We start from the raw sequence: 15815 nt of genomic DNA, 5'->3' as shown, positions 1-15815 counted from the left end.
CTTTATGGAGAGCGAGGGTATTGGAGCATTCGGTGAACCGCTGGACCTGCCTTCTGCTCGGGCTGCTGCCGGCCCCGGCCCCGCTCCTATGGTGTTTCCCGCTAATAATACCAATCGCTGGGTACCGATTGGACCCTCGGTGGTTCGCCGGGGCCAAGCCGACGGCCGACCTCGCGTGTCTGGGCGCGTTCGGGATCTCGCTGTCAGCCCGGATGGCCAGAGGGCCTACGCTGGTTCTGCCAAGGGCGGTGTTTGGTATACCGGCGATGGCGGCGCTACTTGGGAGCCCGTCGGTGGGTGGGCCAACGAGCCGCGACGTGCTGGGGGTAACACCAGTGCTTTCGCCTGTGGTTGTCTGTTGGTGAATTTTGGCGCGACCGTCGCTGACGATTTTGTGATGGTGGGTACCGGTGAGATTGGTGCCACGCAGGGTGTTGATGGCGCTGACTCCATACACGGAGTTGGTGTTCTTTCCGCCACAGGCCCTGCTGCAGGTGGGTTGAGGTTCGATCCCTGGGAGTCCTCAGCGGGCATTGGTGTTCTGGAAGGTGTGTCAATCGTAAGGATGGTTCGAGTTCCAGGGTCTCCCGCTGGGGCGGACGGTGACATCGTTTTGGCAGCCACATCAGCGGGTCTTTTGAGAGGCACCCGATCTATCGTTTCGGGTTCTCTCCAGTTTACGTGGACGGCACTAAATTTTCCTGCAGCACCGGCGTCTCCACCGGCTTTTGGAGCTGTTTTATCCGCTTGTGATCCAACAGATCTTTGCTACGTCAATAATCGGCTTTTTATTTGCTACCGACACACCGGAGTCGCATTTTCTGACGACAATGGCACGACTCAGAATTGGGTCGGGATGAATTTTCAGCCAGCACCAACAGTGCCAGCAGGCAGCACGCTTCTCGGTAGATTGAGTATTGCAGCCAATGATGACGCCGACAGGGTTTATGTGCTGGGAGATGTCGACACCAACCCAAGCGCCAACCCTTCGCTTAAGATTCCACATGTCTGGCAAATTGCTAACCCCGCTGATGCTGCCCCCGTAGCCAATCCACTCAATAATGTGCCGTCAGCCGCCAATCTCTGGGATGGCCAACGCGATTATGATCAGGCCATGGTTGTGACCACTCGGAATACAGCGCTGGTACCACCCCCGGTCCGAACGGATCGCGTCTATATTGGCGGTTCAACGGTTGAGCTGAACAATTGGAACGCGTCAATCTGGGCTTTCGACGTAAACGGCAACAACCTGGTGCCCTCGCCGGGGGTTTCTGACCAGCCCGCTGGAACGAATGCCGGGGCAACTCGGGCGGGACTCATCGGTGATTCGGTCCATCCGGACGTTCACGCACTAAAAAAAGCCACTAATGCTGACGGGTCCCGGCAAATCTGGGTGGGCTGCGATGGCGGAGTTTTCGTCTCCCTACGCGATGGGCAAACCAATACGTTCAGCAGCCGCAACGTGGGCCTTGCCTCTATCGAATCCATCTTCAGCGCCAGCCATCCCACATCGAGTCATTTCGCCATACTTGGGTGTCAAGACAATGGTCGCCAGGTACGAGTGGGTAGTACGGTTTGGGAAATGAAAAACAACATGCAGGGTGACGGTGGAGGTGTGACCTTTCATCCTGTCCAGTCCCACTACGTGATGGGACAGTATGCGGAGGCGAGCTGGGATTGTGACCCGTCCGGTCGATACGCAGCTCCCTGCAACCTGATTGATAATGACCCCGAACAAGCGAATAACACCAGTAACTTTTACTCGGGAATCGACACCGTGCGGCGAGCCTCTGGTAACCGAGCGAGAGTGGCGTTGGGAACCAATCGAGTGTGGGTGACCGATAATCTCGGCACCAGCAACCCGAACACATGGCGGGTGTTACCCATTACCGCCGTTGGCACTTTCGTTCAGTGGCGCGATGGCCGGCCTGGCAACCGCAGGCCGAGCACCGCTGCCAACATGGCCTTCGGTGTGCCCCCGGCAGGCTTTGGTCCGGTAGTGACTGTTAAATGGGTGGACGAGCGGACTCTCCTGGCGTTGTTCAATGCGGGTGTTATTCGCTACAGCGAAGACCCGGGAAATCCGGGTCGCTGGACATCAACGGCGTTGATCGGGCCGGGGGTTGCCGCGCCGGCGGCGCCATTGGTCGTCCCGCAGGCGACTTTTTTTACGGATATTGCGCCAGTTCCGGGAACCAACGATTTTTATCTCACCACGACTGGCCAAACCACCAACTGGACTCCGGCCGTTCCGGCATCGCCAACCTCTGCAGCGGTAGCGGCCATCGCGCCAGTCGCCGCTGCAGACGCCTGTTTTTACTATGATAATGCAGCCGGAGGTTGTCGGCTGACCGGTCTGGGCCAGGTCTTGCCAGCCTTGCCCCCCCGGGCGACCAGCCCGATCGACCCGGCGTACTCGGTCACGGTTGACCCGGCCAACCCCAGTACAGTGTATGTCGGCACGTGCATTGGGGTATGGACTTCAACCAAAATCGCGGGCAATGCCCATGGCCCATGGCAGCTGTTCGTGAACGGTCTGCCGGAAGCGGTCGTCCAGGACCTTCACATCTGGCAAGATCCGTCCGGCGCGGGCACGTCGCCGAGGTTGATGAGGGCCACCTTGCAGTCCCGAGGCGTTTGGGAGGTCAATCTCGCTGCAGCTGAGCCCGCCCGAACCTATGTGCGGGTGCACCCGAGGGATGACCGCCGCATGTTCCCGACCCCCATGCAAAATCCACGTCGTCGTCCCGGGGCCACGGCGGAGCCCTTTTTCGCGAGCCCGGATATCGTTGTACGGCCAGAGGCACCGGTAGGGACAGCGCCATCGTTCCGGGGAACCAACATCTGGAACGGCAATCTGCGCTACCAACTCTGGACGTTCCAGACCGCCTTCCGGTGGATTTACCCCAGCGTTATCCCAAATGGTGAGTGGAGTGACCAAATGGGTGATCTTGTTGAGCGCCACCGCCGCTTGAGAGGTATTGCAAACCCGGGCGCAAGACGAATAGATGCTGCCTTGTGGGCTGACGTGATGGCCAACGCACTTGACGAGAACGGCTCGCCGGGTGTTTACAGGGCGCCCTGGCAAAACGCAGCCGTACCGGCGTTACCCGGTTCGGAGATTGACCTGATGGAAACAGTGGTACCCCGGCGAGTCAGGAACTCAGTCTGGCAGGTATACCGCGAGCGAAGCACCGTTGATGTCTTGCTGCACCATCGAGACACCCGGCCAGTGGCTGCAAACGGAGCGTTTGTGGTGCTGTTATGGCGTTCCGGAGCCGCTCAAAACACGTTGCTGGGAACGGATTGCACAAACGTCGTGCCCTTTGTCCGCAGCCTGACCGGCGGAGCGCCGCAGCCAACACCTCCGGGATGGAACGTGGCGCTGGCGGCTGACGGCACACCACTGAACCGTTTGTCGGTTGACCTGGCTGCTCGAATGCCACGAGCCGTGTCGATCAACGTGGACTTTTCCGGCGTTTCGACCGGTCATCGGATACTGCTCCTGGCTGTTGTCGGCTCAACAAACGATGTCTTTTCGGCAGTACCAACTGGTCCGGTTACCTCCGTGGAGAATCTGGTGCGCAACTGGCCCCATGCTGCGGCCCGGGTTGTCAGCGTCTGGCCTCGACCCGGCAATCAACTTTTCCCTTAAGCAAGGACGCACCGATGGAACTTGATGCGATATCTCTGATCCTTCTGGCGCTGGCCATCCCGGCGTCGTTTATTGTCTCCGCTGCAGCGGGCCTCGGCGGTTCCCTGATTCTGGTGCCCGCCATGATGATGGCCATCGGTACCAAAGAGGGGATCGCCGTGGCTGCTTTGTTGTTGGCCTGCAACAACGTTGCGAAGGTGGCGGTTTACCGGAAAACCCTGCCCTTGAGGGCCTCCGGCACCGTCATCATTGCAGTGATGCTAGGCACCGCACTGGGCGCGACTCTGATGCTTAAACTGCCAGAGCTATGGATTCGGTATGCCGTTGCGCTGGTGATTGTTGTCACCCTCGTGTGGGAGTTTTCGCCCTATCATCGCGCGAAAAAAGCCTGGGGGGTTGGGCTAGCGTTCTGTTCTGGCGCTACCTCAGGTATTTCAGGTACTTCGGGGCCGCTCAAGGGCGTTGCACTTCGCAGCCTGCAGCTTGAGCGTTTTTACTTTGTGGGCGCCGCCTCTCTGGTGTCCCTGGTCGGCGACACGACCAAGGCCGTGGTGTTCAGTCAGTCCGGCTTGCTGCAAACCGAGCATCTGGTTCTGGCAGGTATTCTGGTACCGGTAATGGCGGGTTGTACCTTGCTGGGAAGAACCATCAACAGGAAACTGGGAGAACGCTGGTATAGCGTTCTGTTCTGGACCGTAATGGGCGGCTATATCTTGCGACTGGTGACATAAATGGCGGACCCAAAAGAGAAGAAGGGAGTGGGAAAACACCATTCTTTGACTGACCAGGCACCTGAAAAGCAACCTGCACGAGACGCAGCCGACAAGGTGGCCTCCGGACAACCGGCTGAAAAACCTGATTTCGATCAGAAAGATCAAAACATTTCGCCGCGTCGAAAGGCGCCGGGGCCCGGAAAAATCTCTCGTCCGTCATCGGAAAGCCAGCCGGAGCCGGAAGCCGAGGGAGGACCGGGTGAGCAAACATCGGCACCGCCTGAGGCCGTCATCGATGAGGGTTCAAAAGGCCGGAAAGGCAAGAAGCCATGACAGCTATCGTCGATACCAAGCGGTTGAACAGCGGCGACACCGGGGGACAGGCAGCTACAATCCTGGAACCCGCTCTGGCATGCTCCGGTAAACGCATTATCGTCACGGGAAACTGGTTCTGTTCCCGATCCACCGATGGTGGCGACAACTGGGTGTTTGTAGACCCCTATACGGAATTGCCTCCCGCAGGTGCTGGATTCTGTTGCGATCAGCTCATTCACTACTGCTCTTCCAGACGGCTCTGGATCTGGCTTCTGCAGTTTTCCAAGACCACCCAAGGAAACCTGATTCGTGTCGCTGTCAGTTCATCCGGCGCGCCTGGTACATGGACCTGGTGGGATACAACTCCGACGGACATCGACGAACAGTGGTCGGGGACCTGGCTGGATTACCCCGATCTGGCCGAATCAGATAACCACCTCTTACTGTCGTTCAACGTGTTCAGCACAACCACGGACCGCTGGCAAAGAGCGGTGGTGTTACGACTGTCCCTGGATCAATTGAAGGCGCGTGAAGCGATCTCCCGGGAAGCCTGGTCAACCGAAGAATTCGGATCTCTCCGTTTTTGTCGGGGCATGGGAAGTACGGCGATCTTTGCCAGCTTGAGCTACTTTCAGCCATCTATCGAAGTGTTCCGATGGCCTGACGACGAAGAGGATGTCTCGCAAGTTTCCGTCGCTGTGAGGCATTGGCGCGACGGCCCCTACGCAAAACCTGATGATGCGACAAGTCAATGGATGAATCGCATGGATGATCGCGTTCTCGGAGCGTGGGAGTCAGGCGGTATTCTTGGTTTCGTCTGGGTGGCCTCGGCGGATGTTCAGCACCCTTTTCCCTTCGTACGCGTGGTGAGAATCCGGAAGAGTTCGAATGAGCTGATTGATGAGCCCGTTCTGTGGAATTCGGACCGGGCCTGGGCTTATCCGTCCGTTTGCCCGAACCAACGGGGCGATGTGGGCATAGTAGCGGTGTGCGGTGCCGGGGGCCGCCATCCAACGCTGGGGGTTGGGTGGCTGGATGACAGCGATTCAAATGCTTTGCCAAACTGGCAGATGGCTCTGGGGGATGCCTCTAGCCACCAGCCCCACGCTCGAGCATGGGGAGACTACCTCGATATCCAGCCAGACCCACGCCGTAAAACCTATTGGATGGCGTCCGCCTTTACTCTTCAGGGAGGTGGGGGAAGGGCAAATATTGTTCCGCAAGTTCTGACATTCAAGACATAAAACCATTGGCTGCCTGAATGTTATTTTGTGGGAGGAACTGTTGGACGAACGGCTACTTATAACCCTTGACCGTCTGAGGCGGAGATACGGCCCCATGATGGTTAACAACCACTAAGAGAGGATGCCCGATGAACTCAGCTGTCGTTCGCATATTTTCCATTTTCGCCGTTTTGCTCGCGTTTCTTACAAGCGCCGCCTCGGCTGAGCAGAATCTTTACCAGCAGTTGGCGAAGATGGCCGGGGAGTGTCGGTCAGCAAGGAGTGTAGAATGTACTCAAGCATGCCTGCGCCCGTCGAGGGAGCTCAGGCACGGCAAGACGGTTCCAGAATCCGACATTGAAGCATGTCGGGCATCCTATGCGAGTTTTGAGTCGACCAAACCCACCCCCGAGCCGGTCTGGGAGCCCGAGTATGCGCCAATGCCAGATGTAGTCGGCATTTTCCGTGGGGCTTTGGTTGACGCCAAAGGACGCGATGACTGGAAACGTCATTGCCGCTCCTCAGCTCAGATCAATGGCAAGGCACTCCAGATGCGAGGTATCTCCAAAGGCGCGACTGTGAGGGTGTCGGGGGTTCGATACGTCACCAACCCGACACGCAGCTTCGACAGGGCTAAACTCGCATGCCACGCCGACAGCGTTGAAGTAGTGTCCAACCCCTGATTGGGGGGACGAAAGGGGCGCTTGCCTTTTGTTTCTTGTCAGAAAATGGGCTCACCAGTCGCCTTGACCGCGTAGAAGAGGCAATCGCTCTTTGCAATCACCGGGTTGGTGGTAATCATAAAGGCTTTGATGGCCTGCGCGGGGAAGATTTTCCCCTCTCTGACCTGAAAAACCTGCTCCATGTTCTCTGTCCGGTTATGGCCGATGGCGTTGAGTACACTGAGGCCTTTTTTTCCAATCCATCCCAGCGGCTCATTTGGCGATACGATCCCGAAATTTCGGTGTTCGATGTCTGGTGGCAAAGTGAGGTCAGCCCGGCCGGAGGGTTCAGTAAGATATTCTATGGTTGCTTCCGGAATCAGCTCCACCCGAATCGGATTTCTTAGTACCTCCACGTCCCACTCCGCCTTTTCAAGTGATAACACGTCTGGCCTTGAGGCATACCGCACGAGGCCCTCGTACGCCAATTGATGGGCCTGATCATCTTGGGACCCACCACATTCGATGGTTACCGTTGGGACTTCCTGCTCGGAGTATTCCATCAGGGCGCCGAGGCGAAGATCTGTCATTATGAGGCGGTCTGTGAACAGAGAGGTCAACGCCTGGTGGGCCGCATCATTGGTGATGGTCACCGCGAAGGCCGGCCCTGTGCCTGAGGTGTTGTGTACGTCCAGCAAGCATTCCGGGTTCGCGTCATGAAGTTCTGACAGCATGGCCTTTGCAATCGCGCCTTCTTCTCCCGCGAACGGTTCTTTGAAACAGCGGTTGAGGTCACGTCCCGCAGGAAGCTGTCGCAGTGAGAGGGTGGGCGGGATTTTCGCAGGGTGGACGCCGCCCAGGAGAAACAGCATGTTGACCTCAGGGGTGTGCTGCTCAAGCAGCCAACGGTGAAGCGCAAACAGGCCCGAAGGCTCATTACCGTGAAGCAGCGTCGCCATGGCCCGGGTGCGGGAGCGATCGCGACCAGCAACACGGACAACCGTGGGTTTCTGCAGCTGCTCCAGCCATTCAAGAGGGGAGCGGCCCAGCGTGCGGGGTGAGGGATCATGCAGATAATCGAGTACGTTCGAGTTGCTCACGGTGACAATGTCCATTCATGGATCGGCGTATTTTTCTTCTGGTTGGCCATGTAAAGAGACAGCATAGTTCGGAAGGCGTCATCGGGGCTTACAGTCTTGAACAGGGACTCGGTGATGTGGCGCTGCCACCGGGCGCCCGACATGGCTGTTTCAATGCGGCCTTCGATGATTCCCAGCAGGCGGCGTATTTCCGATTCGTCCACGGCTGTCTGCGCAAGGGCTTCACAGGCCCGGGGCAGAAGCTCCCGGGCAACGGTTAACAGGGGCGTATCCTGCAACTGCACCTGATCCTTGTGAGGCCAGATGATTTCTGCGCCGACGCCATATTTTGCGGCGCGGTAAAAATTGTGTTCGGTGTAATGGAAGGGGAGTATCGACGTCAGATGGCCGATGTCATCCAGCACTGCCAGCGCTGCCCCTATTATGAACAGGCCGTTCGCACACATATCAGCGGCGGTCGGGCCTGCAGGCATGGAGCGAATCTCAATGCGCAGATGGCCGCCTTCGGTATGGTCGTAGATGGCCCGGTTCCAGGGCCAGGTGGTTCCCTGGTGCAGTCGCAGTTCGGCCAGTTTTGGCACTTCGCCACGATCAATCATCGCCATCGGATCTTCCTCCGACATCAGGGGAATGATGGGTGGGTAGAGCGATGCCGAGGCAGCAAACAACTCCCAGGCGCTACGAATCCAGCCGGTTCCATAGTAGACCCTTGGCGGATGGCGCCAGGTTTTATGGTTGGGTGATCGGCTGTCGATGGATTGTTTGAACAGGGCAATCCGGGTTTCGTCCCACAGGTGGTGGCCAAACAGACTGGGTGAGTTGCTCGCCAGAGCGAGAACCACCGGCGTGACGAGTTGTACGGCATTGAAATAATCCGCAAAACGATGGGCTGGCACGCGCCAGTGCAACTGGAAAGAGGTGTTGGCGCCTTCCATGTAGACATCGTCGGCCTCCAGGTTAATCACATCGTTACCGCCAATATGGATGCTGAACGGCTCGCCCCGTTGTTCGAGCAACGCTTTGGATAGCGCGTGATAACGAGGTTCGTCCGTCATCACCTGCGCACCCATGTCGGACTGGCGAAGTGTCGGCAAAATGCCGATCGGTACCAACTCTCCATCCAATGGCGCGGCGTGCTCATCGATCCTCCGAATCGCAGTGAGCAGCTCCTGCTCCGTTCTGGCAAACGGTGATCCCTTGAAGGCCTGGGGGCTGAGGTTGTATTCGAGGTTGAAGCGGTTGAGCTCAACCGTAAGCTGGGGGTCCTGGACTCTGGCGGCAATGTCGGTGTTGATGGGTTGCACGCGCAGGTCAGAGTTTACGATGTAGAACTCTACCTCGGCGCCAATGGAACTCTCACCCTCACCAAAGCCGGGCCGGTTCAAAAGACGAGTGAGCGCTTTCAGGTCTGTGCGGACCTTGGCGGCAAAACGTTCAAACTCTTCCGGCGCAAATTCCGTTGTCTTGATCGACAGTCCCACGGCAACGTCTTCTCCAGCGCTGACTTACCTTGATAGTAGTGGAAGATGCGCCGGGTACCAGTCCGGCGCGATCAAATTTGACGCCTGTCTGTAACAGATGCCTCTTATAACTTTAAGTTTTTACGGCAGCAATAAATCATCTAGTTAAGGCATTGTTGTTTTAGAACTCCGACCTTATCTTTGCGTTCTAACATAGCGCCATCTTTATTCCTCTGGCGTATATCAAGATTCCGAGTTAACTGGGAGCTCTGCCTACTATGCCGAATTCAATTTTTTCTGGTTCCAAAGCCCGTAAGGGCCTGTGGTTCAGTGCGCTGGCGTTGGCGTTCTCGCTGACGGGGCCGGCTTCTGCCCAGGAGCGTGAGCTTCTGAACTCCTCCTACGATATTGCCCGCGAGCTGTTTGCCGAATACAACGTTCTGTTCCAGGACTACTGGAAAGAAAAAACAGGCGAGACTGTCGATATCCAGCAGTCACATGCTGGCTCCTCCAAGCAGGCCCGCGCCATTCTTCAGGGCCTCGGTGCCGATGTGGTGACCTACAACCAGGTCACTGACGTGAACATTCTCGCCGAGCGCGGCAACCTGATTCCCGAGGATTGGGCATCACGCCTGCCGAACAACAGCTCTCCTTACTATTCCACCATGGCGTTCCTGGTGCGTGAGGGTAACCCCAAGAACATCCAGAACTGGGATGATCTGATCCGGGAAGACGTCGAGCTGATCATGCCGAACCCGAAAACCTCCGGTAACGGCCGCTACACCTACCTGGCGGCGCTGGGCTTCGCCCAAGACAAGTTCGGTGACGACCAGGAGAAGATTGACGCGTTCCTGAGCGATCTGCTGGGTCAGGTAAAGGTCTTCGACTCCGGCGGCCGTGGGGCCACCACCACGTTTGTTGAGCGCGGCCTGGGTGATGTGCTGCTGACCTTTGAGTCCGAAGTAAACAACATCCCGGAACTGAACCCGGATAAGAACTTCCAGGTTGTGGTTCCGAAAGTGAGTTTCCTGGCCGAGTTCCCGGTGACCTGGATCGACAAGAACATTGAGAAAAAGGGCACAGAGGAACTGGCCCAAGCTTATTTGAAGCATCTTTATTCTGAAGAAGCCCAGCGCCTGCTGGCCGGCTTCAACTACCGGGTGCATAACGAAACCGTGAAAGCGGAAGTGGCGGACAAGTTCCCGGAACTGAAGCTGATGCCGATTCAGGACATCGCAGGCAGTTGGGAAAACGCCATGGAGACCCACTTTGCCAGTGGCGGCAAGCTGGACCAGTTGCAGCGTCGCCGCTAAGGGATGCGCACCTGATCCATGGCCACCACTGACGTTTCGGAGCGCCCGTCAAAGCGGCTGAGCGCTCCCGCCACCAAACGCGTTTTGCCGGGGTTCGGACTGAGCCTCGGCATTTCGCTTTTCTTTATCAGCCTGGCGCTGCTTCTGCCCATCAGCGGCCTGTTTATCCGTGCCGCCGGCATGGGGTGGGAGCAGTTCTGGTTTGTCATCACCGATCCCCGGGTGGTTGCGTCCTACAAGGTGACCGTCCTGGCGGCGCTGGCGGCCTCCCTGTTTAACTGCGTGTTCGGCCTGCTGATGGCCTGGGTGCTGGTTCGTTACGAGTTTCCAGGCAAGCGGCTGCTGGATGCGATCATGGATCTGCCATTTGCTCTGCCAACTGCCGTCGCCGGCATCACGCTGGCAACCCTGTTTGCCGAAAACGGCTGGTACGGCCAGTATCTCGCCGATCTGGGTATCGAAGTGGCATTCACACCGCTGGGTATTGTGGTGGCCATGGCGTTTACCAGCGTGCCGTTCGTGGTGCGCACGGTTCAGCCGGTACTTGAGGAAATGGCACCGGAAGATGAAGAGGCGGCGATGAGCCTGGGTGCTTCGGACATGACGGTCTTTCGGAAGATCCTGTTTCCCACACTCTGGCCGGCTGTTGTAACCGGCGGTGCGCTTTCGTTTGCCCGAAGCCTGGGGGAATACGGTGCGGTCATCTTCATTGCCGGCAACTCGCCCTACATCAGTGAAGTGATCAGTCTGATGATCTTTGTTCGCCTGGAGGAGTACGATTTTCCGGCGGCCAGTGCCATTGCCGCGGTCGTGATGACGGTATCGCTGTTGTTGCTTCTGGCGATCAACGTCTGGCAAGGGCGCTACCTCAAGCGCCTGCACGGAGGTTAGGGTATGGCTGCGCGTAAACATCGTCGCGTGGGCGATAGCCCGCTGGTTCGTCGCACGCTGATCGGTTTGGCTGTTGCTTTGACCGTTCTGTTGCTGTTCATGCCCCTGGTGCTGATTTTTGTGCAGGCGTTTGCCGAGGGCTGGGCCGGTTACGTCAGCAATATTCTCAACGAGTACACGCTTCACGCCATCGGTCTGACGCTCGTGGTTGCGCTGCTCACCGTGCCGCTGAACATGGTATTCGGCGTTTTCCTTGCGTGGCTGGTGACCCGTTTCCGGTTCCCCGGGCGCAAGCTGCTGACCACACTGATTGATATTCCATTCGCTGTTTCTCCAGTAGTTGCCGGTCTACTTTTCCTTCTGCTTTATGGCAGCAATGGCTGGGTAGGCCAGTGGCTTGGTGAATACGACATTCAACTGATGTTCTCCTGGCCAGGCATCGTGATGGTTACGGTCTTCGTAACCTGCCCGTTTGTGGCAAGGGAACTGATTCCACTGATGCAGCAGCAGGGCCGGGAAGAGGAAGAGGCCGGTGTGGTACTTGGTGCCTCTGGCTGGCAGCTCTTCCGGCGGGTGACCCTGCCGAATATCCGCTGGGCGCTTCTTTACGGCGTTATCCTCACCAATGCCCGGGCCGTGGGCGAGTTTGGCGCAGTATCGGTGGTTTCCGGCAACATCCGGGGCGAAACCAATACGCTGCCGTTGCAGGTAGAGCTGCTTTACCAGGATTACAACACGGTGGGCGCGTTTGCAGCTTCGTCACTGCTTGCAGGTATCGCGCTGATCACTCTTGTCGTGAAGGCCATTGTTGAATGGCGTCAGAGTCGTAACTAAGGGTTTCCAATGAGCATCGAGATACAGGGTATCAACAAGTTTTTCGACAAGTTCCAGGCCCTGCATGATATCAATCTGACCATTCCGGACGGCCAGCTCACGGCGTTGCTGGGCCCCTCTGGCTCGGGCAAGACTACGCTGCTGCGGATCATTGCCGGCCTGGAAACCCCGGAATCGGGGAGAATACGGTTCAGCGGCAGGGATGTGACCGACCTGCACGTGCGGGACCGGCGCGTGGGGTTCGTGTTCCAGCATTATGCGTTGTTCCGCCACATGACAGTGGCCGAGAACGTGGCCTTTGGCCTTAACGTGCTTCCGCGTAAGGAGCGCCCGGGTAAACCGGAGATCCGCAAGCGGGTGAAAGACCTGCTGGAGATGGTGCAGCTGGAACATCTGGCGGGCCGTTACCCGGCGCAACTCTCCGGTGGCCAGAAGCAGCGCATTGCGTTGGCTCGTGCCATGGCCATGCGGCCAGAGATTCTCTTGCTGGATGAACCCTTCGGCGCGCTTGATGCCAAGGTGCGAAAAGACCTACGCCGCTGGCTGCGAAGTCTGCACGACGAGCTGCACTTCACCAGTGTGTTCGTGACTCACGATCAGGAAGAAGCCCTGGAACTCTCCGATCAGGTGGTGGTGATGAGCAATGGCCGGATTGAGCAGGTTGATACGCCCCTGGAGCTTTACGGTCGTCCGGACAGCCGGTTCGTGTTCGAATTTCTCGGCCAGGTAAATGTGCTTTCCGGCAAGATTCGCGACGGCGTCATGAGCCAGGGCGATGCCTGGATTCGCTTACCTGAAGGCTGCGAAAACGACGACGCCCAGCTCTATCTTCGGCCCCACGAAGTTCGCCTGACCCAGTCCGCCAGTGACCAGGCCCATCTGCCGTTCCGTATCGAGGCCATCAACCTGATCGGTGCCGAAGTGCGGATCGAACTCAAGCCCGATGGTTGGGAGTGTGACGAGTTGTGGGAGGTTGGCATCAGCCATACCGAGTTCAACGCCCGCCAACCCCAGCGCGGTGATCGCTGCTTTGCGGTGCCGGATGTCGGCCACCTGTTCTGTGAGCATTCGCCCGAGCCCAAGACCCTCGAGTGGCGTTAGTGCCCCGATGGCTGGAGCAGGGCGCCGGCCATAATCTATAGTTTCCTGATGAGGGGGCGCCGCCCCCGGATGACTCGTCCGACATCATCGGCGTATTCCACACCCGGGTGGAAACCATCAGGAGGATGTAATGCCATTACCCGCCCCGTTAACCGCAGACCAGGTCTATCACGCTTGTCCAGAGGAAAAACTGGATTTCCTGACCACCGATGACCTGCAAGACCTGGATCAACCCTACGGTCAGGACCGGGTTCTGCGAGCGCTGGAATTTGGCGCCGGTATCCGGGCTGATGGGTTCAATCTGTTTGTCCTCGGGCCCTCCGGGGCAGGTAAGCATGAACTTGTTGAGCGCTTTCTTTCCCGGCATGCAGCCAGGCAACCGGTTCCTCCGGATTGGTGCCATGTCTATAACTTCCGCTTTTCAGATCGGCCGGGTGCGATCCAGTTGCCAGCGGGCCAGGGGCAACAATTCAAAAAAGACATGAGTGATCTGGCCGAGGAGCTTCGCACGGCCATTCCGGCGGCCTTTGAGAGCGAGGAGTACCAGGCCCGCTTGCAGGAGCTGCAGGAAGAGATGGCCAAGCGCCAGCACCAGGGGCTGTTCGAGATCCAGGAAGAGGCCAACCGCAACAACATTGCCATGATCACCACACCAGCCGGTTTTACCTTTGCCCCCATGCGCAAAGGTGAGGTGATCGATCCCGAGGAATACAAGAAATTCTCCGATGAAGAAAAGCAACTGGTTGAATCCAAGGTTGAGGAACTGCAGAAAAAGCTGCAGCAGACCATCCAGCAGATTCCCAGGATGCGGAAAGAAGTGCGTGAGCGGGTCCATGCCCTGAATGAAGAGATGGTGCAGCTGACTCTCGGCGGCCCGATCGGGGAACTGAGGGAAAAGTGGTCACATCTCCCGGAGGTTGTCGATTACCTGGACGCGGTCCGAGAAGACGTGGTGGAGCATGCCGAAGCCTTTCAGGACAGTGATAACGGGCCACCGGCAGGGCTGCTGGCGCGGTACAAGGTCAATTTGCTGGTGGATAACGCCGAAACCGTCGGCGCGCCGGTTATCTACGAGGATCTGCCCAATCATCAGCACCTGGCCGGGCAGATTGAACATCGGGCCCGTCAGGGCAACCTCTATACCGACTTCACGTTGATTCGCGGTGGTTCCATGCACCGCGCCAACGGCGGCTATCTGATCATCGATGCCCGGCGGGTGCTGACTCAGCCCATGGCCTGGGAAAGCCTGAAGCGGATTCTGTCATCCGGTGAAATCCGCATCGAGTCCCTGGAGCGGCTCTATGGATTGGTAAGTACCGTCAGTCTGCAGCCGGAGCCAATTCCCGTGTCGGTCAAAGTGGTTTTGCTTGGGGACCGGATGCTGTACTACCTGTTGTCCCATTACGATCCGGATTTCCTGGACCTCTTCAAGGTTGAGGCGGATTTTGAGGATGATCTTGATCGTAACGATGACTGCTACGAACTCTACGCCCGGATGATCGCCACCATGGCCCGGGCCCTGAAAATGCGGCCGCTGGAGCGAGGTGCCGTAGCCAGGCTGATTGAGCATGCAAGCCGGCTGGCGGCGGACCAACGCAAACTGACCGCCCACGACCGCGTGCTCCGGGACATACTCAGTGAGGCTGACCATTGGGCCAGCCAGGCGGGCGCCGATACCGTCGAGGCCAGCCATCTCCAGCAGGCTATTGATGAGCGGGAATACCGGGCCAGCCGGGTTCGGGAAAGAAGTCGGGAGCAAATCAGCCGGGGTGTGGTGATCATTGCCACTTCGGGAGATGAAGTGGCTCAGGTGAATGGCCTATCGGTACTCAGGCTGGGCGCGTCGATGTTCGGACAGCCCACCCGGATTACCGCTACGGCCCGGCCGGGCAAGGGGCAGGTGGTGGATATTGAGCGGGAGGCAAAACTGGGTGGCCCCATTCACAGCAAGGCCGTGATGATACTGTCCCGGTTCCTGGCAAGCCGGTATGCCGGTGATGGTGAGCTGTCGCTGTCGGCGAGCCTGGCTTTCGAGCAATCCTACGGTGGTGTTGAGGGCGATTCCGCTTCAGTGGCAGAAACCTGTGTACTGCTTTCAGCCATTTCCCGGGTGCCAATCAGGCAGTCCTTCGCCGTAACAGGGTCCATGAACCAGCATGGTGAAGTTCAGGCGGTGGGTGGCGTGAATGAGAAGATCGAAGGCTTTTTCGATGTCTGCAGGGAAGCTGGTGGGGTTGGGGGCCAGGGCGTTCTGCTGCCGGCAAGCAATGTTGAGCACTTGATGCTCAGGGCCGATGTCAGGCAGGCGATTGTCGAGGACCGATTCCGGATCTATCCGATCTCCCATATCAACGAAGCCATTGAGCTTTTGACCGGCCTGGAGGCGGGGGAGCTGGACAGTAATGGCGAGTTTCCAGCTAACAGCTTCAATCGCCGGGTTGCCGAGCGCCTCGAGAAATTTGCGGAGGCCAGCAAAAAGCGGGATAGCAATGGAGATGCAAACAACGGCGGAGGTAAGGACAGTGACTGACACACCTGGAGCTCGGGC

Annotated in this window: 12 protein-coding genes; 10 read left to right on the top strand and 2 right to left on the bottom strand. The window is 58.0% G+C overall.

The features are described from left to right. The first annotated feature begins 856 nt into the window (after window positions 1–856). From WA411_RS13100 to WA411_RS13080, 5 genes are all read left to right on the top strand, one after another. Window positions 857–3655: a hypothetical protein gene (locus tag WA411_RS13100; RefSeq protein ID WP_291907800.1), complete on the top strand. Its 2799-nt coding sequence runs from the start codon at window positions 857–859 to the stop codon at window positions 3653–3655. A gap of 14 nt (window positions 3656–3669) precedes the next feature. Next, a complete protein-coding gene (locus WA411_RS13095; protein WP_291907798.1) occupies window positions 3670–4386 on the top strand; it encodes a sulfite exporter TauE/SafE family protein in 717 nt (238 codons plus the stop codon). After that, a complete protein-coding gene (locus tag WA411_RS13090; protein WP_291907796.1) occupies window positions 4387–4701 on the top strand; it encodes a hypothetical protein in 315 nt (104 codons plus the stop codon). Continuing rightward, window positions 4698–5927 (top strand): hypothetical protein, encoded by a 1230-nt coding sequence (locus WA411_RS13085; RefSeq protein WP_291907794.1) that lies wholly within the window; start codon window positions 4698–4700, stop codon window positions 5925–5927. Before WA411_RS13090 ends, WA411_RS13085 begins: the two co-directional genes overlap by 4 nt. A gap of 419 nt (window positions 5928–6346) precedes the next feature. Further along, the gene (locus WA411_RS13080; protein ID WP_141697236.1) at window positions 6347–6589 is read left to right on the top strand and encodes a hypothetical protein; all 243 of its coding nucleotides are present in this window, start codon (window positions 6347–6349) and stop codon (window positions 6587–6589) included. A gap of 38 nt (window positions 6590–6627) precedes the next feature. On the opposite strand, the gene WA411_RS13075 is transcribed toward WA411_RS13080, so the two are convergent. Together WA411_RS13075 and WA411_RS13070 are read right to left on the bottom strand one after the other, a co-directional pair. Next, the gene (locus tag WA411_RS13075; RefSeq protein ID WP_291907791.1) at window positions 6628–7668 is read right to left on the bottom strand and encodes a succinylglutamate desuccinylase; all 1041 of its coding nucleotides are present in this window, start codon (window positions 7666–7668) and stop codon (window positions 6628–6630) included. Then, window positions 7665–9149, bottom strand: coding sequence for a hypothetical protein (locus tag WA411_RS13070; protein ID WP_291907789.1), 1485 nt, complete (start codon window positions 9147–9149; stop codon window positions 7665–7667). Before WA411_RS13070 ends, WA411_RS13075 begins: the two co-directional genes overlap by 4 nt. Before the next feature lie 257 nt (window positions 9150–9406). Here WA411_RS13070 and cysP point away from each other — a divergent pair, with 257 nt between their 5' ends. The 5 genes from cysP to WA411_RS13045 all read left to right on the top strand — a co-directional run bounded on the left by cysP (window position 9407) and on the right by WA411_RS13045 (window position 15797). Continuing rightward, a complete protein-coding gene (cysP, locus tag WA411_RS13065; protein WP_153634701.1) occupies window positions 9407–10441 on the top strand; it encodes a thiosulfate ABC transporter substrate-binding protein CysP in 1035 nt (344 codons plus the stop codon). Between the two features lie 18 nt (window positions 10442–10459). Next, window positions 10460–11332, top strand: coding sequence for a sulfate/thiosulfate ABC transporter permease CysT (gene cysT, locus WA411_RS13060; protein ID WP_291907786.1), 873 nt, complete (start codon window positions 10460–10462; stop codon window positions 11330–11332). A 3-nt stretch (window positions 11333–11335) separates the two neighbouring features. Beyond that, window positions 11336–12166: a sulfate ABC transporter permease subunit CysW gene (cysW, locus tag WA411_RS13055; RefSeq protein ID WP_136629729.1), complete on the top strand. Its 831-nt coding sequence runs from the start codon at window positions 11336–11338 to the stop codon at window positions 12164–12166. 9 nt (window positions 12167–12175) lie between these two features. Beyond that, the gene (locus WA411_RS13050; RefSeq protein WP_291907780.1) at window positions 12176–13267 is read left to right on the top strand and encodes a sulfate/molybdate ABC transporter ATP-binding protein; all 1092 of its coding nucleotides are present in this window, start codon (window positions 12176–12178) and stop codon (window positions 13265–13267) included. A gap of 130 nt (window positions 13268–13397) precedes the next feature. Then, entirely contained in the window at window positions 13398–15797 is a 2400-nt protein-coding gene (locus tag WA411_RS13045; protein WP_291907779.1) for a Lon protease family protein, read from the top strand. Window positions 15798–15815: the final 18 nt, after the last annotated feature.

The organism is Marinobacter sp. CH_CUG1437-1, from assembly GCF_037029655.1.
Taxonomy (GTDB): Bacteria; Pseudomonadota; Gammaproteobacteria; order Pseudomonadales; family Oleiphilaceae; genus Marinobacter; species Marinobacter salsuginis.
Note: the sequence above shows the minus strand (reverse complement) of the source record. Positions and strands in the feature narration are given on the sequence as shown.